General features: G+C 45.3%; 15 protein-coding genes and 1 tRNA gene. 8 read left to right on the top strand and 8 right to left on the bottom strand.

Annotated elements, in window-relative coordinates; all coding sequences use genetic code 11:
• Positions 1-145: 145 nt before the first annotated feature.
• From ABDV94_RS15510 to ABDV94_RS15500, 3 genes are all read right to left on the bottom strand, one after another.
• Positions 146-2,980: a M43 family zinc metalloprotease gene (locus ABDV94_RS15510; protein WP_343748120.1), complete on the bottom strand. Its 2,835-nt coding sequence runs from the start codon at positions 2,978-2,980 to the stop codon at positions 146-148.
• Between the two features lie 371 nt (positions 2,981-3,351).
• Positions 3,352-4,638 (bottom strand): aminotransferase class I/II-fold pyridoxal phosphate-dependent enzyme, encoded by a 1,287-nt coding sequence (locus ABDV94_RS15505; RefSeq protein ID WP_343748119.1) that lies wholly within the window; start codon positions 4,636-4,638, stop codon positions 3,352-3,354.
• A gap of 211 nt (positions 4,639-4,849) precedes the next feature.
• On the bottom strand, positions 4,850-5,437 hold the full coding sequence (locus tag ABDV94_RS15500; protein ID WP_343748118.1) for a plastocyanin/azurin family copper-binding protein: 588 nt from the start codon (positions 5,435-5,437) through the stop codon (positions 4,850-4,852).
• A 186-nt stretch (positions 5,438-5,623) separates the two neighbouring features.
• Here ABDV94_RS15500 and ABDV94_RS15495 point away from each other — a divergent pair, with 186 nt between their 5' ends.
• From ABDV94_RS15495 to ABDV94_RS15485, 3 genes are all read left to right on the top strand, one after another.
• On the top strand, positions 5,624-8,896 hold the full coding sequence (locus ABDV94_RS15495; RefSeq protein WP_343748117.1) for a S41 family peptidase: 3,273 nt from the start codon (positions 5,624-5,626) through the stop codon (positions 8,894-8,896).
• 113 nt (positions 8,897-9,009) lie between these two features.
• Positions 9,010-9,591, top strand: coding sequence for a WG repeat-containing protein (locus ABDV94_RS15490; RefSeq protein WP_343748116.1), 582 nt, complete (start codon positions 9,010-9,012; stop codon positions 9,589-9,591).
• Between the two features lie 25 nt (positions 9,592-9,616).
• Positions 9,617-9,955 carry a tRNA-binding protein gene (locus ABDV94_RS15485; protein ID WP_343748115.1) on the top strand — a complete coding sequence of 113 codons (339 nt, stop codon included), beginning with the start codon at positions 9,617-9,619 and terminating at the stop codon, positions 9,953-9,955.
• A gap of 19 nt (positions 9,956-9,974) precedes the next feature.
• Here ABDV94_RS15485 and ABDV94_RS15480 read toward each other — a convergent pair whose 3' ends face one another.
• The 3 genes from ABDV94_RS15480 to ABDV94_RS15470 all read right to left on the bottom strand — a co-directional run bounded on the left by ABDV94_RS15480 (position 9,975) and on the right by ABDV94_RS15470 (position 11,374).
• A complete protein-coding gene (locus ABDV94_RS15480; protein ID WP_343748114.1) occupies positions 9,975-10,517 on the bottom strand; it encodes a DinB family protein in 543 nt (180 codons plus the stop codon).
• A 54-nt stretch (positions 10,518-10,571) separates the two neighbouring features.
• Positions 10,572-11,105, bottom strand: a complete 534-nt coding sequence (locus tag ABDV94_RS15475; RefSeq protein ID WP_343748113.1) for a Crp/Fnr family transcriptional regulator — start codon at positions 11,103-11,105, stop codon at positions 10,572-10,574.
• A gap of 184 nt (positions 11,106-11,289) precedes the next feature.
• Positions 11,290-11,374 (bottom strand) — tRNA-Ser (locus ABDV94_RS15470).
• 174 nt (positions 11,375-11,548) lie between these two features.
• On the opposite strand from ABDV94_RS15470, the gene ABDV94_RS15465 reads away from it, so the two are divergent.
• From ABDV94_RS15465 to ABDV94_RS15445, 5 genes are all read left to right on the top strand, one after another.
• Positions 11,549-13,003 (top strand): GWxTD domain-containing protein, encoded by a 1,455-nt coding sequence (locus ABDV94_RS15465; protein WP_343748112.1) that lies wholly within the window; start codon positions 11,549-11,551, stop codon positions 13,001-13,003.
• Positions 13,004-13,011: 8 nt separating this feature from the next.
• A complete protein-coding gene (locus ABDV94_RS15460) occupies positions 13,012-14,040 on the top strand; it encodes a glycosyltransferase family 2 protein (protein WP_343748111.1) in 1,029 nt (342 codons plus the stop codon).
• Positions 14,041-14,125: 85 nt separating this feature from the next.
• Positions 14,126-15,088: a hypothetical protein gene (locus ABDV94_RS15455; protein ID WP_343748110.1), complete on the top strand. Its 963-nt coding sequence runs from the start codon at positions 14,126-14,128 to the stop codon at positions 15,086-15,088.
• Positions 15,089-15,098: 10 nt separating this feature from the next.
• Entirely contained in the window at positions 15,099-15,464 is a 366-nt protein-coding gene (locus ABDV94_RS15450) for a hypothetical protein (protein WP_343748109.1), read from the top strand.
• 163 nt (positions 15,465-15,627) lie between these two features.
• Complete coding sequence (locus ABDV94_RS15445) at positions 15,628-16,521, top strand: SdiA-regulated domain-containing protein (protein ID WP_343748108.1); 894 nt, start codon at positions 15,628-15,630, stop codon at positions 16,519-16,521.
• A gap of 33 nt (positions 16,522-16,554) precedes the next feature.
• Here the strand turns inward: ABDV94_RS15445 and ABDV94_RS15440 are convergent, their stop codons facing one another.
• Positions 16,555-17,394, bottom strand: a complete 840-nt coding sequence (locus ABDV94_RS15440) for a hypothetical protein (RefSeq protein ID WP_343748107.1) — start codon at positions 17,392-17,394, stop codon at positions 16,555-16,557.
• A 305-nt stretch (positions 17,395-17,699) separates the two neighbouring features.
• Positions 17,700-18,932, bottom strand: coding sequence for a DUF4374 domain-containing protein (locus ABDV94_RS15435; protein ID WP_343748106.1), 1,233 nt, complete (start codon positions 18,930-18,932; stop codon positions 17,700-17,702).
• Between the last annotated feature and the right edge of the window lie 67 nt (positions 18,933-18,999).

The following is an 18,999-nucleotide window of genomic DNA, read 5'->3' as shown; positions in this document are numbered from 1 at the left end:
AACACTTGAAAACGGAATTACGCCAACCGATTTCACCCAGTTGCGATTTTCCGTACAGGAATAAGCCACGGTCATCCGGTCATTTCCGGCAACAAAAAAAGGCCGACACCAGTGGTATCAGCCTTTTCATCATGTATGGTATTCTTTATTTCTCCAGGATCACAGGAACATGTTTGGTTCCCATATCCGACAGAATTCGAAGGGTATAAACTCCCTTTGCCATGGCGCTCAGGTTCAAATCCTGCTTCAGAGTCTGAAGTCCTTTCAGTTCGAAAACAAGTTGTCCAACGGCATTGTATACCTGGATTCCGCTCAGGTTCACATCTCCGGAAGAAACGGTCAGCACCCCGGAAGAAGGATTCGGATAAACGGAAATAAAGCTCAGTTCATTTTCCCCGATCGATGCACACTGATCAACCGTTGCCGTAGTCTGTGCAGATCCCGAACATCCGTTTGAGTTAGTATAATTATACGTAATCGAAGTAGAACCAACTCCCGGAACTGCCGGGTTGAACTGGTTTCCTGAAACTCCTGTTCCGGAATAGGTTCCTCCGGATGGACTTCCCTGCGTTAAAGTAATCGGACTGTCGTAGACACAAACCAGCGGTAAACTTCCGAAAGTCACCGCAGGACTTGGATTCACAGTCACTGAAATGCTATTTGAAGCCGCAGACGGACAAGAAGCAACGGTTTGCGTCACTGTATACGTTCCTGAAGCTGTCACAGAAACAGTAGATCCGGTAGCTCCGTTAGACCAGGAGTTGCCTGAACTTGCAGAAGATGTTAGCGTAACGGAACCTCCCTGGCAGAAAGTCGTTGCGCCGCTTGCCGTAATCGTTGGTGCCGCAGGAGAGGCATTCACCGTGATATAATTCGTTTGGTTCGCCACATTGGATCCCCCCGCATTGGTCGCTGTCAGTGAAACACTGTATGTTCCTGCAGTGGAATAAGTCACCGCCTGGCTTGCAGATGTCGAAGACGAAGGAGTTCCCCCCGGGAATGACCAGCTGTAAGAAGTCGGCGAACCGGTCGATGTACTGGTATAGGTAACCGTTTGTCCGGCACACACAGAAGTAGCTGTTGAAGTAAAGGAAGCTGTCGGAGTTGGAGGAGTTCCGCTTACACCTGTTACGTTGATGTTATCCAGATACAGGTTGTTTCCGTTTCCGGCGATGTTTCTGAATGCGATCCATACCGAACCATTCCCCACGTATGGAGTCAGATCAATGGTTTCAGATCGCCATTGTGCCGTTGTAGGAGTGAATGCACTCGTTGTTGCATTTGCAGTTGCCAACGTGGTGTATGACTTGGAATAAACAGAGGTAAATGTTCCGCCGCAGTTTGTAGAAACCAATACTTCCAGTCCGTCATAATACGTTGCATTGTAAGGTGCGTAAGCCACATCAAAGGTCAATTGTGCACTGGAGTAAGCTGTAATATCCAGTTTCGGCAGACGCAATTCATCATCCGTTGCATCATTCACGCTGTAGTTATCGAATTTCACGGAGTTTCCTGTCGTAGGTGCTTTTCCTGCCGCAGTGCTTCTCGCCCAGGTTGCACTGCTGTTCGTATTCAGAATAGTCCAACCTGCCGGAGGGAACGTTGTGGAAACAAAGCCTTCTGAAATCGGCAAACTCACCGATGTTCCGGAATTCACGGTAATGTAGCTTGTTTTTGACTTGGAATACGTATTCCCGTTCGAAGTAGCAGTTACCGTCAAACTTGCGTTGTAAGTTCCTGCTGTGGCGTAGGTCACCGTTGGACTCGCAGCTGTTGAAGTAGCTGGTGTTCCACCCGGGAATGACCAGGAATAGGAAGCAATTCCGTTGGAGGTATTTGCTGTATAAGTAACAGTTGTTCCTTCACACATCGTTGTTTGGGAAGCACTGAAATCGATCGCACAAAGTGACGTCCCCGGGCCTCCGCCCACCAGGTTCAGGTTGGAAGTGGTCCAGACATTGCTTCGTCCTCCTGTTGAACTTACGATCGCATTACGCATGCGGGTAACCTGTCCGGGAGTAAACATTTTGGAACAGTAGGAATAATCCATGTAGTTCTCGTAGTTTTCTACAATACTTGCATTACAGATTTTCGCATTCGCAGCAGTAGGACAAGAAGTATATCCTTTGGTAAGCGGCGTGTCAGATACATAATCGTCTCCACATGCTACTCCCGGGTTGTTGTCATCTCCCCAAACGTGAGAAAGGTTGAACCAGTGACCAACTTCGTGTGTCAGTGCGCGGCTGGTCGTTACGGATGACGTTCCGATTGAACCACAGTAATTATGCAGGAGGAAAACTCCGTTGTAATACATATTGGTGGCATTTGCCGCAGAACCTCCGTTCGGTAAGAAGGTATATCCTGCCGCACCGCCGAGGTTTTTACAAACGTATACGTTCAAATAACGGTTGTGCGGCCATACTCCCTGGTATACGTTGTTTCCAGCGATGATCGCATTCACCTGAGCCTGTCCGTCGCCTCCGTTGGTGGTCTGCGTACTCACTGTACGTGTAATCCCGGAAAAACAAGCTCCGTTCGGTGCAACCGTTGCAAATACGAAGTTGATCTCCGCATCGGTCGGCATTCCCTGGAAAGAAGTATATACGTTGTTTGCATCGGCATTCAGCCTTCTGTAATCACGATTCAGAATAGCCAATGCATCAGCAATCTGTGCGTCGGAAATATTTTCCGTTCCATTGTTATGCAAAATGTGGAATACGACTGGAACAGTATATTCAATCCCTGTCGCTTTTTCTGTTACCGGCGTTTTGACTTTTGCCTGTGGGACATTGGTTTCTCCTCTGAAAACCGTTGCATAGCGTTCCGGATCTTTTTGTTTCATTTCCTGCATGTGAACATGCTGGCTACATTTCTCCTCTTCCGGAGCGGTTTCAAATTTTTGCGGTTTGGATTGTGTGACCTGCGAAAAGGATATAAATCCGCATAGCAAGGCCATAGAAAAGACCGTTAATTTTCTCATAAGCGTAGTTTGTTTAGAAATAGAGATTCTATAGTTCTGGTGTGAAATTTAAATAAAATTTATTCTAAACGACTCTTTATGAGCAGATAGTTTTGCAACGAAAATCATTTCCGGTCCTTTTTCAAGACTTTTTTTCAAACAAAAAATAATGAAACAAAGGGATTTTTTCACATGAAAACCGTGATTTTTCTAAGGAAAGAAAAAACGGTAAGATTAGTTGGATGGAGGTCGGATAAAAAACCTGCTGAACCACGCTCAACACTCCCCAATTCTTTGCGTTCTAAATTTAAATAGAACCGCAAAGAAGCAGAGAGCACAAAACTTTAAATCCAGAGGGAGAAGCTCCGAAAGAACCTCTCCCCTGGTTATTTTTAGCTTAATTTTTCCAATGCAGCTTTCAGATTCGAGATCACTCCGTCCACATCTTCCAGTCGGCAGGTTCCCACTGACAAGCGGTACCAGCTGGAATCGTTGGAAGATCCGAAAGCGTAGAACGGCACAACCGCTACTTTCGCTTCGTCGAGGATATACTTCGTAATATCTTGTGTTGTCTGTAATACGGTTCCTGAAGGTGTTTTCTTTCCATGAAGCTGGAACTGAACGGTCAGGTAAATCGCTGCTTCCGGAGCAATGGCATCCACCTGGTGTCCTGCTGCCTTCAACGACCGGAACCCGTTGTAGAAACCAAGCAAACGGGCATTGATTTCAGATTTGATATGATCCAGGTAGGTGTCATACAAACTCAGTTCGTTTAAATACTTTGCCGTTGCCATTTGTTCCGCTTTCGGAGCCCACGCACCAACGTGAGTCAGGATAGACTTGATTTTGTTAACCACAAATTTCGGCCCCATCGTCCAGCCCACACGTACTCCGGTTGCAGCCAGTGATTTAGAGATCCCGTCTACGAATAAGGTATATTCACGCATTTCCGGACGCAGTGAAACCGGGTTGTAATGTTCGATTTCACCGTGAGTCAAAGGCCAGTAAATCTGGTCATACATCACATAAAGCGGTTTTGCTCCTGACAAAGCGCGCTGTTTGTTTTCAGCCAATACCAGGTCGCAAATTGCCGTGAGGTCTTCTTTCGAGAAAACGGTTCCCGTCGGATTCAGCGGTGAACACAACGCCAACAAACTCGCTTCCGGAAGGAATGGTGCAATTTCCGACGCGCGTGGCATGAAATTATTCTCAACGCTCGTTTCGATCAAAATCGGGCGGGCGTTGTTCAAATACGTGTAATGATTGTTATTCCAGGAAGGAACAGGGAAAATAACCGCGTCTCCCGGATCCACAATAGCCTTGAAAATAGCATAAATTGCAGGACGGGCTCCTCCGGTAACGACGATTTCATCAGCCGCATAATTCAGGTTTCCTCTTTTGGCAAGCAATTGAGAAATCGCCTGGCGCAATTCCAGCATTCCGTCTGCAGCAGGATAGTTCGTCTGATCATCTTCGTAAGCTTCCTGAATGTACTGCTTCAGCTCAGCAGGAATGGGAAAAACTTTCGGATTAAAGTCTCCGATAGTCAAATTGTATACTTTCTCTCCCTGCTTGATCTTCTCATTGACTTCGGCAGCCAGTTTGATGATTTCAGAACCGATAATGTGTTCCGCCAATTTGGAAACCTGCGGTGTCGAAAGTTCGTTTTTAGTATCCATGATCCCTTAAAAATTGTTGATGCAAAAATAGACACAATTCAGGGTTAATCCGGAAGGAAGATGAAAAATAGGTTAAAATAAGAGAAGTAATGTGTGAAAGGTATCATCACTTTTCTGAACGGTAAAAAACAAAGAAATCCCGTCAGCCAGTTTTTGACAGGGATACTGTTTCAGACTGACCGATGGGATTTCCGTACCAAACAAGCCAGGATCAGTTTTTCATCAACCGTTCCAGCACTCGTTTTCCTTCCACATTAATTTCTACCAAATACGTTCCCGGGTTCAATGATGCCACACTTAAGTGCGTTTGCCCCACCATCCGTTGCGAGATCATACAATGTCCGACCATATCGTAGATCGAAACAGTGAAATCCGTTGTATTTGCCTGGATGGTAATCTGATCTCCCGCCGGATTCGGGCCAAAAATGATTCCCGAAGCGGTTTGGATGTTGTCGAGACCCAGGCTCGGATCCACAACCGTTACTTTTCCGGTCATCATAGACGAGTGAATATCGCAGCGATACATATAGATTCCGGGAACATTAAAGCGTTTTCCGAAGGTCCAGTTCGAACCCGATGTGAGCATCGAAAAAGACTCGGGATTGGACGGATATGTCGCAGTTGTCCCGTTGACATTATGCGTTCCGTTGTTGTTATTGATCCATGTAACAGAATCTCCGACCTCAATAGTCAGATCATTGGGTGACCAGGACATCGCCTGGGCATCGACCTGATGATTTGTTTGTCCAAAAGTGAGTGATGACAAACACGTCATGAACAGTAGCGTTTTTTTTCTCATAAGTCTGTGTTTTTATGGAAGGTACAACACTTTATCCAGATTCCTGAATTTATTACCATAAATTAACCAAAAGGTTGACCGGAAAATGCGCCTCTTGCTCCTTCATCCTCTTTTTCTTCCGTCCTTCATAAGATTTTGGCCTGCTCTGCAATATTTCGCTATTTTTAAAATCACTAAAATCGAAATATGAAGAAACTATTTGCTTGGGTCATGATTGGCGCCATGGGGATGAGTCTCCGGATGCCCGCACCTCCTGAAGGAACATCAGACACACCGCTCTGGATGAGATATCCCATTATTTCTCCTGACGGAAAAACCATCGTATTTGAATACAAGGGCGATTTATACCAGGTTCCATCCACAGGAGGGACAGCCGCTCCCATCACATTGAGTGATGCATACGATTTCATGCCGGTGTTTTCAGCCGACGGGAAAACGCTTTATTTCGCATCGGATCGCTACGGAAATTTCGATGTGTTTTCCATTCCATTGGAAGGCGGAAATACCAAGCGCCTGACGTTCCATTCAAGCAGTGATTACCCGCAATGTCTTTCTGCAGACGGAAAACGTATCATTTTCACCGCAACGCGTATGGACAATGCAGCCATGTCGCAGTTTCCATACGGAGCTTTGGGTGAAATCTACTCGGTAGGAATTGACGGCGGACGCGAAAAGCAAGAATTGTCCATTACTGCTGAGAACATCAAATGGAACAAAGCCGGTACCAAGATGATCTTCCACGACAAAAAAGGCTACGAAGATCCGTGGAGAAAACACCATCAATCTTCCGTAACGCGTGATGTATGGATGTATGAAAAAAGCGGTGATAAATTTACCCAATTAACTGATTTTGCAGGTGAAGACCGGAACCCGGTTTGGAACAGCGATGAATCTGCGTTATATTATTTAAGTGAAAAAAGCGGCTCGTTCAACGTCTGGAAAATGAATCCGAATAGTCCGGGTGCGGGAACACAGGTTTCGAAATTCGACAAAAACCCGGTGCGCTTCCTGTCCATTTCAAATGACAACACACTTTGCTATGGTTATGACGGTGAAATTTACACACAGAAAGAAGGTTCAAACCCGCAAAAAGTAAGTATTCAGATTCATGCAGAAGACCGTAATGCCGATATCAAAAACGTAGCGGAATCCGGAAATGCTTCCGAGATTGCAGTTTCTCCGAACGGAAAAGAAGTGGTCTTCACCAATCATGGAGATGTTTTCGCAGTTTCACTGGAAAACGGAGTAACCAAACAAATCACCAATACACCGGAAGAAGAGCGCAACGTGAGTTTTTCACCGGACGGAAAAGCTATTTTGTATGCCTCCGAGCGCAAAAACATCTGGGGAATTTACCAAACAACCCTGGTGCGAAAAGAAGAAAGCTACTTCTACGCTTCTACCTTGCTGAAAGAAGAACCGCTGATTGTAACGACCAATGAATCTTTCCAGCCGCAGTATTCGCCGGACGGAAAGGAAATCGCTTTCCTGGAAAACAGAACCGGGGTGAGCGTTTACAACATCGCGAGCAAAAAAATCCGCAACGTATTGCCTGAAACGAAGAATTACTCTTACAGCGACGGAGACCAGACATTCAACTGGTCACCGGACAGCAAATACATCCTCGTATCCTACTTACAGGACGGAAACTGGCACGACCAGCTTGGCCTGATCGATGTGAGCGGAAAAGAACCGATGCTGGAACTCACGCAAAACGGGTTCTCCAACGGCGGAGCGAAATTCCAGATGAACGGAAAACTGATTTTATGGTTCTCCGACAGAGACGGAATGAAAAACGTAGCAAGCCACGGATCACAGCAGGATGCTTACGGTTTGTTCCTGGATCAGAATGCCTTTGACCTGTTCAAAATGAAAAAGGCGGATTACGAATTGTGGAAGGAACAAAAAGAAAAGAACGATAAAGAGAAAGAAAAAGCCAAAGAATCCGAAACTCCTGCCAAGAAAGGGAAAACGGAAAAAGCCGATTCTACGAAGAAAACAGATCCATTGAAAATCGACCTGGCAGGTTTACAGGATCGCCAGGTGCGACTGACTGAAAATTCTTCGTTCCTGCACGATGCTTTTATGGATCCGAAAGGTGAGAAACTATACTACCTTGCTCCGAATGAAGACGGCGTAAACCTGTATGTACGCGACTTCAAGGAACATGAAACCAAAATGCTGATTCCATTGAAAGCAAACGGCTTCTGGGGCGCATCTATGGATAAAGACGGAAAAAACATCTTCGCGATTATCGACGGACGTTTGACGCGTTTGGACCTCGAAAAGGGAGAACAGAAAAACATTCCGTTCCGCGCGGAACGCACATACGACGGTTACGCAGAACGTGCCTACCTGTTTGAGCACATGTGGCGCCAGGTGAAAGCGAAATTCTACGTGGTAGACCTACAGGGAACCGACTGGGATTACTACAAAACGACTTATGCGAAATTCCTGCCTCACATCAATAATAACTACGATTTTGCAGAAATGTGTAGTGAATTGCTCGGAGAATTGAACGCTTCCCACACCGGGTGCCGTTTCTACCTGCGCAAAGAAAACGGTGATGAAACTGCTCAACTGGGAGTAATCCTCGACGACACGTTCACCGGAAACGGGTTGAAAATTGCAGAAATCCTGGATAAAGGACCCCTCGTAAGTTCCGAAACAAAAATCAAAGCGGGAGCGATCATCGAAAAAATTGATGGCGTGGAAATCAAACCGGAATCCAATTACTACCCGTTGCTGAACAGGAAAACGGGCAAACCGGTTTTACTTTCTATCTACGATCCTGCAAGCGGAAAACGCTGGGAAGAAATCATCAAACCCATCTCTGCCGGATTGCAGAATGAACTGCTTTACCAACGCTGGGTAAAACGCATGCAGGCCATGACCGAAAAACTTTCTGATGGAAAACTGGGCTACATGCACGTGCGTGGTATGGATGACCGCAGCTATCGTGAGTTCTATAACCAGGTAATGGGGAAATACATCAACAAACAGGCATTGATCGTAGATACACGCTTCAACGGCGGCGGCTGGTTGCATGACGATCTGGCAACGTTCCTTTCGGGAAAACAATACATCAATTTTGTACCGAGAGGTCAAAAAATCGGGATTGAGCCGGGTTCCAAATGGACCAAACCAAGTTGTGTTTTAATGGGCGAAGGAAACTACTCCGATGCACACATGTTCCCGGTGGTATACAAAACACTGGGAATCGGGAAACTGATCGGAATGCCGGTACCGGGAACAGGAACGGCTGTTTGGTGGGAAGGTCTGCAGGACAACTCACTCGTTTTCGGAATTCCACAGGTCGGAGTCATGACCATGGACGGAAAGTACTACGAGAACAACCAGTGCGAACCGGATGTGAAAGTAGCCAACGATTACAATACCATGCTGAAAGGTGAAGACGCGCAGCTGAAAAAAGCAGTAGACGTACTACTCGGAAGATAAAAACAGCTCCCGGGATATCACAATCCCCGGTCATTGAGTCCGCCCTGGCGGAAAATGACCGGGGATTTTTTATTTTTACCAAACGATACTAAAAAACCCAACAATCGACACACATGAAACACGTCTTGTTCCTGCTCTTGTTCATTGCAGCTGCATGCAGTACTCCTGAAACTGAAACTCCTGCGAAACCCAGCGAACCCGAAGCCAGCCAAACATATGCTGACATCATCCCGGTAAAAGACACGCTTTATTGTACTTCCGGAGGTGATTTCGAATTCGGAAAACCTTATGGTTATACCAACAAAGCCGGAGACACGGTGATCCGGGAGGGCGAATTCTACAACTGTTTCAGTACTATTTTCACCACGTTTGCCTACGTTTTCGACGAGCGCTTCGGGGACGGAATGGTTGCCGTGAACCGCAACAAGGAACTGATTTTTGACGCATATCTCTTCGACAACGGTCCGGATTACATCAACGAAGGCTTATTCCGGATCAAGCGAAACGGGAAAATCGGGTATGCCGATCCGACAGGAAAAGTGGTTATCCCTGCAATATATAGTTGTGCCGACCCGTTCGAAAACGGAAAAGCACGGGTTGCACTCGATTGTGAATCCGTCAGTGATGGTGACCACACCACATCGAAAAGTGAACATTGGTTTTACATCGATAAAACAGGAAAGAAAATCAATTGATAATGGAAATAAAACATCATACAACATGAGCAACACACTCACCTGGGACGAATTCATGCACGTAGAAATGCGTGTCGGGACGATTATCACAGCAGAACTATTCAAAGAAGTCCGCAATCCGGCATACAAAATCACCATTGATTTCGGGGAATATGGTATCCGGAAAACATCCGCGCAGGTAACAGTTCTGTATTCGGCAGAAGAACTCATCGGCCGGCAAGTCGTTGCGGTAATCAACTTTCCTCCGAAACAAATCGCCAATATGATGAGCGAGTGCCTGGTTTTGGGAGGGATCGGTGACAACAAAGACGTAACATTGTTACAGCCTGAGAGACCCGTAAAAAACGGAACACGGATCGGATAACCCCTTTCTCAAGTGACAATTATAAATCCCGTTCTGCCTGTACCAAATGGCGCTGATTGTGGTAGATCACAAAGCGGAAGGTATCTCCGAGTTTCAATTTGATCCATTTCGAAATACTGATACTGGTTTTGGTTTTGTTCAGACTGATTTTCCGTGCATGTTCCAATAAACGAAGTAGTTCTTGCTGTTGTTCCAAGAATTCAGCAATGACCTGATCTTTGTTTAAGCGGCTGTTTAACGGATTCATATTCTTAAACGTCTTCATCTTGTTGAGCTTGTCTTTCGGGAGCATACTGTTGGCAAAGTAATTCCCCAATTTTCCGCTTTTGAATACGGGTTCCGATCCGGCCCTTGCTTCAGCGACTCTTTTGCTTAATTCGGGAATATAGAACCGTCCGTATAAATTCAAATGCTCCAGGCATTCCAGTGCACTCCAACTTGTTTCGTTTTGTTTGAGATTCAATGCCGCTTCCGGCAGATCGCGCAACTGTTCTCCTTTGGCAAGGCATTTCCTAGTGCGTTTCATCAAATCTGTGATCAATTCGTCTGTTGCAATTTTCATCTGTTTTTTTTCAGCAAAGTTCCCGAATCTGTTTTCAGAAAACATTGATTCAAATCAAGACTTTTTGAGGCGTGATAAGGTTTCGGGAGTCATTCGGAGGTAATTGGCAATGTGTCGGTTGGGTATTTCCTGGAACAATTGCGGACTGCGCTTCAACACCCGTTCGTAACGTTCTTTCGGGGAAGCTGTCAGCAAATCCTTTTCACGCTCAATCTGCTGGATCACCAAATCTTCCAAAATCCCGACCCACAAACGCAGATGGTTCTCATCCTGGTTCAGGAACTGCATGAAGCGTTCTTTCGGAATGATCTTCACCCGGGTCTTTTTGATCGCCTGGATGACAAAATCGGATGGCGCTCCGGTTAAAAAGGAATCCAGCGATACAAGAATGTTGTTTTTGTAACCGAAACGGATGGTTCGTTCTTCCAGGTCGTCCACTACAAACACACGCAAACTTCCTTCTTCCACAAAATAGATCTGCGTATCACAGGTTCCGGCCTGTTTCAGAAAGGCATTACGCTCTACGGTGAGCGTTTTCTCACTTAAGCCGTTGGTTTCTATCAAAGCAATCAGAGCTGCTGGTTTCATGTTTGTTCTTCTCCCGGATGATTAAAGCACATTAAAGATAAGAGAAAGATTGGTTCCGTTTTATTCACGGAAAAAGAGGAGGTGAAATCCCTTTTCATTGCGCCAAACTACCAGACAAAATTCTCCAAATGCAACAAACGAAAAAATCCCGACCGTCTAAGACGTGCCGGGATTCAATTTCCTGCGGAGAGTGAGGGATTCGAACCCCCGGTACCTCTCGGTACAACGGTTTTCAAGACCGCCGCAATCGACCACTCTGCCAACTCTCCGCGACAAAAGTAGTGCTATTTTCCTTTTTGGCAAGTGTTAAACGAAAAAAAAATAAAAGTTATTTACTTGTTACCTGAGAATCAGTACCGTTTAATCAATGATTTTTCATTTCAGGGCAATGCTTTTTACAAAATCCTGTAAATTCATTAACTTTACGAGACATATTGCGCATTATGAAAAAATTATTATTGGTGATCGTCCCCTTGTTTGTGCTTGTTTCAAGTTCCTTCGGACAGCGAAACCAAATGAAAGCGTTCATCGATTACAAAAATTATTATTCTCCGGAACAAGGTCCTTATGTCGACCTGCAGTTCCAGTTCGTTGCCTATACCATCCAGTTTGCACCGGTTGATTCTGTTTTGCAGGCGAAAGTGGCTGTTTCAACAGTAATTACCAGCGAACCAAGCGGAGATACGGTTTACACGGATGGATTTGTTCTCGAAAGTCCGAGAATGCGTGATTCCATCGTGGAAGATTTCTTTGACAATATTCATATTCCGCTTCAACCGGGAAATTATACCGCACACCTGAACCTGATGGATGTTTTTGCGAAAGGAAAATCGCTGGAAGGAAAACTGGAAATTCATGTTCCTGAAAAAACAGCTCTGGCATCTACTTCTGACATCCTGATTGCAGAAGTTGCAACGCCAAGTACTAACCCGGAGTCTCCGTTCCACAAAAGCGGTTATGAAATCATTCCGCGCATTTCCAATTTCTACAGTCAGACGATGACGCGCATTCCGTATTACGTGGAGCTTTACAATACGGATCAAATTCAGGACAGTACTTTCGGATTGAGACAGCAGGTGATTTCAACCGCTACCAACCAGCCGATGCCGGGCTTTTCACGCTTTACGAAAATCAAACCGGGACCGGTAGTTCCGATTTTCAGAAATATGGATATCTCCAAACTTCCTTCAGGTTCTTACCACCTGACGCTGGAGATTCTTGACCGGAATAGCAAATCCATCGGTCAGCCGGCGGATTACTTCTTTGAGCGCATCAACGACATCGAATTGGATATGGAGGTGGAAGACATTGTTCTGAATCCGGAATTCCAGTCGTCTATTACGGATGATTCCCTGAAGTACTACCTGGCGAGTTTGATTCCGATCGCGCGTCCGGCAGAAGTGAAATCCATCATGAAAACCTTGAAAGCAAACAGCCCGGATTTGTGCCGCAAGCACATTCAGCAATTCTGGATTCAAACTGCTGCAAACAACGCTTACAACCAATGGATGACTTACAAGAAGAACGTGCAATTGGTGCAGGCGAATTACGGAAACAACTTCCAGAGCGGATTCGAAACAGATCGCGGACGTGTGTTCCTGCAATACGGACAGCCGAATACGATTATCGTGAGAGAGACTTCTCCATCCGAATATCCGTATGAAATCTGGCATTACTATAAGATCAAAACATTCAGCAACAAACGCTTTGTATTCTACAACCCGGATTTAGTAAATAACGCTTACCGTTTACTTCATTCCGACATGGTTGGAGAACAACAGAACTACAAATGGCAGGAAATGCTGGTGCGAAGAAACAGCTCCAACATGAATGTCGACAGTTCTACAGGAACAAGTCAGTACGGTGCAAACAGTGGTTATTATTACAAACAAGATTAAATCGATCTGTGCAGCATCCTGACGTAGCCGTTGTCATTCTGAACTGGAATGGCAAGCATTTCCTGGAACAATTCCTTCCTCAAGTCGTTGAATATTCGAAGCCGTTTCGGGTAGTCCTGGCAGATAATGCCTCAACCGATGAGTCCGTTGCGTGGACCAAAGAACACTTTCCCGACCTGGAAATTGTGGTCAATGAATCGAACGGCGGTTTTGCAAAAGGCTACAACGATGCATTGAAAAGGATCCGGGCAGATTATTATGTCTTATTGAACAGCGATGTGGAAGTCAGTGAAAACTGGCTTTTGCCGTTGATAGAAACCATGAAAGATCCGAAGGTTGCCGGATGTCAGCCCAAGGTACACTCCTTCCGCTTCAAAGGCGATTTTGAACATGCGGGTGCTTCGGGCGGATTCCTCGATAAGTACCACTACCCTTTTTGCCGCGGCAGAATCATGGATCACGTAGAAAAAGACGAAGGCCAATATGATTATCCTGCACGTATTTTCTGGGCAACCGGAGCGTGTTTAATGATTCGGGCAGATCTGTACCACGAAACCGGCGGACTGGACGAGCGCTTTTTTGCTCACATGGAGGAGATCGACCTGTGCTGGCGCATCCAGCGTTTGGGCTTCCATTTCGAAGTGAACCCGAAAAGCGTGGTGTATCACGTAGGCGGCGGAACACTGAACTACATGAACCCGCGCAAAACGTATTTGAATTTCCGGAACAGCCTGCTCATGATTCACAAAAATCAACGGAAAGGGCTGGCTTATGTGCTCTTCAGAAGACTTTGCTTTGACGGACTTGCGGCTTTTGTCTTCTTGTTCAAAGGACAATTCCCTCACTTTTGGGCCGTTTTCAGAGCGCATATGTCATTCTACAAACACATTCCTTCGAGTATGCGCGAACGCAGAGAATGGAAAAAACGTGATACGCACGTTCCGATTCCGCTCTACAGGGGAAGTATTCTCTGGGCACTTCACATTCAAAAAGTAACGAAATTCAAAGACTTGAACCAGCGGAAGTTCGACAACTGAAAACACATTTCTGAAAACCGGAATGCGATGCAAAGAAATTAACTGATCTGATCGCTTTCCTTTCGAAATCATTATCTTTACTGGCATGCAAAGACTCATTGATACGATTTTAACGCAAAAGGAATTTATTGATAATCCTCCTGTTTTAATGGACATCGGAGCTTCGGGGAGAATCCATGAAAAGTGGGCACCGATAGCAAAGTATTCCAAGTGCATTGCCTTCGACGCGGATGACAGGGATTTCCAGTTTGAGAAACAGGAAAATTCCGGATTCAGGGAATTGGTGATGTATAATTGCATCGTATCGGACCAGGTATCGGAAGAAGCACCTTTCTACCTGACCAAATCCCCGCATTGCTCCAGTTTGCTTGAACCGGATTTGGAGAGTCTGAAAAACTGGGCTTACGCTTCCCTGTTTGAAGTGGAACGCATTGCCAAACTCAAAACAACGGATTTACCTACGGTATTGAAAAACCTCGACGTTGCACAAATCGACTGGTTTAAAACAGATTCCCAGGGAATTGATTTGAGGTTGTTCAAAAGCCTGGGAGAAACAGTCATTTCGAAAGTCATTGCAGCCGAATTTGAACCTGGAATTATCAACGCATACAAAGGAGAAGACAAGTTGCACAGCATTTTGGCATTCATGGATGCTTCCGATCAATTCTGGTTATCTGATTTCATCGTGAAGGGATCTCAAAAGATTTCCGAAAAACGCCTGAACCAGATTATCCCGAAGAAAAAAACTCAAAAACTCTTACTTGCAACCGGGAAAATTTCTCCGGGATGGGGCGAATTAACTTTCCTGAATAATTTCAAAAATCCGGATTTAAGCCGCCGGGAAGTATACCTTGGCTGGATTTTCAGCAGTATTTTAAATCAACACGGATTTGCATCCGAACTGGCACTTACCGGGAAAGAAAAATTCGGTGAGCCGTTGTTCGATCAACTGATTCGTTACTCCGAATCCAAACTGAAAGGACAGTTGTTCAATTTCAAATACGTTCCGCTCGCATACCGGAAAATCAAGCGGATGGTAACCCGTTAAAAACCGGATTATGAGTTCTTCGTTAGCTATTTTCCTGGGAGCTTATCCGAAAACCGTTCGGGAGTTATTTCTCGAAACAAGGGAATTGCTTGAGCGTGAATTGCCCAATAGCCAACAGGAGTTGGATATTCCGGCAAAAATGCTGGCTTTCAGTTATGGCCAGGGATACAAAGGAATGGTCTGTGTACTGCTTCCATCTCAAAAAGGACTGAAACTTTCATTCAGTAAAGGTGCCGAACTGGCAAATAAATACCCGCAATTGACCGGAACAGGAAAGAAAACCCGTTATGTGGAGATCACCAAAACACTCCTGAAGAAAAAAGAACTGGTCGAAATGATCCGCAGCGCCAAACTTCACCACGAAATGACGTTGTAATTACGAATGCCTGATGCAAAAGATATTCAATTCGGAATTTCCTGTCAGTTCGAGTAGCGGGGGTGTATCGGGAACAACTGGAAAAACGCCCTTCTTTTTGCCATTCCCGCTATCTCGGATCTCCGGGGCTCAAACAGACAAAAGTTGTAATTCGAAATTAACTATGAACCATATACTGACAACTGTTTTTTTCATTCTGATCGGGATCATGCACAAGACGCATGCACAGCAGAGTGTGCTTCCCTACAACCTGAAACAGGAGGACAAACGGATTATTCTTCCGGCAGAACTGCGTGAAGTTTCCGGGATCAGTATTGTGGATGCCGAAACACTGGTCTGTGTCCAGGACGAAGAAGGAATCGTATTCGTGTACAATCTCAAAAAACAGGAAGTCACACGCACCATTGATTTTGCAGGACCTGGCGACTACGAAGGAATTACCCCGGCAGGAAATGACCTCTATGTATTGCGCAGTGACGGTACTTTATTCCGGATTCGCGATTTCGAAAAGAAACACCCCCGGGTTGATTCCATTCAAACCGGAATTCCCAACAAAGACAACGAAGGTTTGTGCTTTGACAAGACCAACAAACGCTTGCTGATCGGTTCGAAAAGTAAGATTTCCAAAGGATCGGAATTCAAACACCTGCGCACCATTTATGCATTCGACTTACGTAGCAATACCCTGCAGGAGCAAGCGCTTTATACCTACGACATCCAGGTGATCAAAGAATTTGCGAAACAAAACAACATCGAGCTTCCGACCAAACCCGGCAAGAAAAACCCGGAAGATTCTGTTCCTGTACTCAAATTCCAGATTTCAGGAATCTACATCCACCCGAAATCGGGATTTTTGTACGTCCTGAGCGCTTCTGATTATTACTTGTTTGTATTCGACAAAACGGGAGCGATCCGCCACCTGGAGGTACTGGATCCAAAGACATTCAATAAGGCTGAAGGAATTGCCATCATGCCGAACGGCGATCTGTACATTTCCAATGAAGGTCAGTCCGGAGATCCGAAGATTTTGCTTTTTTCAGAAGTGGATGGAAAATAAGACTTCAGGAGTCATGAGTCATGACTCCTAAAATCAATGTTGTTTCTTCTCACGGTTTGTCAGCTGAAACTGCGCTCCGAACACGACATTGTATTGCATGAAAAAGAAATGCTGGCTTGCTTTGTCGGCAGGATTTCTCGTTGTGCGAATATCCGGCATGTGGATGAACCCGTATTTTGCTTCACTTTGAATGAAGAAGTACTTGAAGAAACTCAGTTTCAATGCTCCTACCAATCCGATTCCGTAACCCGCCAGGTGGAATTCATCGTGACGCGGATTTCCCAAAAGCGTCGTGTTAGTTCTCGGAACCAGTAATCCAGCTCCAATTCCTTCGTTCACACTCAAGTTGAAATGCTTCACATTGATCAACGCATCCGAACGGCGCACTTCCACATTCAGGTAATTTAATCCGTCGGTATGCTCGAATTTCAGGAACGAGGTGTCCAGGTACATATCCTGGTTGTTGTACACTCCGTCATAAGGCGTTCCGGAATTTGAAATGTGTCCGTCCATTTTCACCGTCTGATAGTTCTTCATCACATATTTCATGTGGTCAGAACCGAAGGAGATTTCGTATTTATCCTTGAAGTAATACCCCAAACGCAGGTTGTATTGCGGAATGGTCATCGTTCCCGGATTGAAATAAAGATTGGGGCGGAAAATCGATTGGTGATCGTTTGCAATCACTTTGTTCAAGGTAAAATCATAGGAATTTCCCTTAAAATGGATGTTTGATTTGGTATATGCATCCCGGTTCCATCCCCAATAGATGTAGAACGATCCTTTTTTATTGGGTTTCCAGATTTCAATTTTGTCTTGTGAAAAGGTGGTAAAAGCCAGAGTCAACGTCAAAAGGAATGTTACAGATTTCATGTGTCTGATTTTGGTGCAAAATTAGAAATCTTTTCTGCTGTCTGTGTTAAATTAACAGATAAAAGAAAGCCACCGGTTTTCCCGATGGCTTTGAATGTATTTATGAAGTCAATCTGCGCTATTTTCCTGTATTTATTTCTACACAGAAGTCCGCAGATTCATATACGTATCTGAATGGTTTAACTAAACGCAAAGAAGCAATGGCCGCAAAGGGTTCATTCAGGATAAATCGATGTATTCTATGCACCTTCGCTGTAACTTTGGTGTAAGCTTTGTCCCTATGCGATTCAGAAAAACCGGAATCATTAATACTTGAAGAAACACTGGATTGATTTCCCCGCAATTACTGCACCCTGCTGCGCGGTTGCAGTGGATGGATCCACACGGTAAATCCATGCGTTGGAACCGGTATTCACCGACAGATATACTTTTCCGTCTTCGATGTGGAACGGTGTGTAGTACTGTCCTCCGTGAGCAGGAACATCATTCACAATCTGCAAGGTCTGAGCATTCAAATCCAGGATTGCAATCCGGTGGATTGGAACATCGATTCCGAAAGCCGCCCAGGAACCTCCTGTTTGTGCATCCACTGAATTCGGGATGACACGCGCAATCATTTTCCCGTTCCCAAGGTATGCACCGGTCAGGATTTTATATCCAAGCGCTTCGGTATTGAAGAAGTAACTGCTATTGAAGTCCGTACTCCCCGCATCAATTTTCAAAATCCCGGATGGCTTGGTAGCTTGTGTATATCCGGCTGCCAGCGAACAAGTAGAAATAGTGAAGTGGTTTCCGTTTTCATCCTCGATGATTGCAGGAGAACCTCCGTAATACCCGATCGGGCCGGTACGTGTATCTTTGATTTTTGCTACTAAACTCAATCCCGGGTAGGTGTACACATTCACATATGCCGTATCCGTGCGCGGCGTGTTCCAGGTAGCACCGTTTAGCGGATAGTAGGAAACATACAATTTTCCGTCGGCAATGTAGGACGCTGTCGGCCACATGTTCAATTGTGCCATGGTATCATCATACAATACATTGAACACCACATTTTGAGTGGATGTGATTGACATGGAATTCGGGTTCAGGTTCATGATTTTACAGTTGTACGAACCTCCGCCCCACGGAGCACTGATCGCCAGCACATTTCCGTCAGATGTATTGGTCAGGATGTCCAAACGGTCAAACACAAAACTTCCTGCGGAAGCCAAGGTGTTGTTTGAGATTTTGTACCCGGTGCAAATGTTGTTGGTGTAATCCATCGCCAGGTATTTATCACCTACTTGGTGGTAGTACATCCACCCCATCTGCTCGATTCCGTTTCCGGATGCAGAGATCGTTCCCGACATCAAATCTTCCGACGTGATCAGGTATTCCGCGTCAGCACCGGCACTGGTTGTTTTCAAACCCAAAACATATCCTGAAGCAGGAACCGTTTGTGCTTCTTCTGTTTTTTTCTTCTTCTTACAAGATACAATTGTTGTCATTCCCAACAGGGCAACGAGCGCAATCACCAAGGTGTTTTTTGTTTTCATTTGACTTGTTTTTATTCTTTTAGTTCTGCTCTATTCACATCCGTGAATGATCTTTCTGATCCGCCAA

Origin of the sequence: Fluviicola sp., assembly GCF_039596355.1 — a bacterium.
Taxonomy (GTDB): domain Bacteria; phylum Bacteroidota; class Bacteroidia; order Flavobacteriales_D; family Crocinitomicaceae; genus Fluviicola.
Note: the sequence above shows the minus strand (reverse complement) of the source record. Positions and strands in the feature narration are given on the sequence as shown.

What these genes read in the sequence shown, in the direction of transcription:
- ABDV94_RS15510 (WP_343748120.1), bottom strand. Translation starts at nt 2,980, where the DNA reads ATGAGAAAATTAACGGTCTTTTCTATGGCCTTGCTATGCGGATTTATA.
- ABDV94_RS15505 (WP_343748119.1), bottom strand. Translation starts at nt 4,638, where the DNA reads ATGGATACTAAAAACGAACTTTCGACACCGCAGGTTTCCAAATTGGCG.
- ABDV94_RS15500 (WP_343748118.1), bottom strand. Translation starts at nt 5,437, where the DNA reads ATGAGAAAAAAAACGCTACTGTTCATGACGTGTTTGTCATCACTCACT.
- ABDV94_RS15495 (WP_343748117.1), top strand. Translation starts at nt 5,624, where the DNA reads ATGAAGAAACTATTTGCTTGGGTCATGATTGGCGCCATGGGGATGAGT.
- ABDV94_RS15490 (WP_343748116.1), top strand. Translation starts at nt 9,010, where the DNA reads ATGAAACACGTCTTGTTCCTGCTCTTGTTCATTGCAGCTGCATGCAGT.
- ABDV94_RS15485 (WP_343748115.1), top strand. Translation starts at nt 9,617, where the DNA reads ATGAGCAACACACTCACCTGGGACGAATTCATGCACGTAGAAATGCGT.
- ABDV94_RS15480 (WP_343748114.1), bottom strand. Translation starts at nt 10,517, where the DNA reads ATGAAAATTGCAACAGACGAATTGATCACAGATTTGATGAAACGCACT.
- ABDV94_RS15475 (WP_343748113.1), bottom strand. Translation starts at nt 11,105, where the DNA reads ATGAAACCAGCAGCTCTGATTGCTTTGATAGAAACCAACGGCTTAAGT.
- ABDV94_RS15465 (WP_343748112.1), top strand. Translation starts at nt 11,549, where the DNA reads ATGAAAAAATTATTATTGGTGATCGTCCCCTTGTTTGTGCTTGTTTCA.
- ABDV94_RS15455 (WP_343748110.1), top strand. Translation starts at nt 14,126, where the DNA reads ATGCAAAGACTCATTGATACGATTTTAACGCAAAAGGAATTTATTGAT.
- ABDV94_RS15450 (WP_343748109.1), top strand. Translation starts at nt 15,099, where the DNA reads ATGAGTTCTTCGTTAGCTATTTTCCTGGGAGCTTATCCGAAAACCGTT.
- ABDV94_RS15445 (WP_343748108.1), top strand. Translation starts at nt 15,628, where the DNA reads ATGAACCATATACTGACAACTGTTTTTTTCATTCTGATCGGGATCATG.
- ABDV94_RS15440 (WP_343748107.1), bottom strand. Translation starts at nt 17,394, where the DNA reads ATGAAATCTGTAACATTCCTTTTGACGTTGACTCTGGCTTTTACCACC.
- ABDV94_RS15435 (WP_343748106.1), bottom strand. Translation starts at nt 18,932, where the DNA reads ATGAAAACAAAAAACACCTTGGTGATTGCGCTCGTTGCCCTGTTGGGA.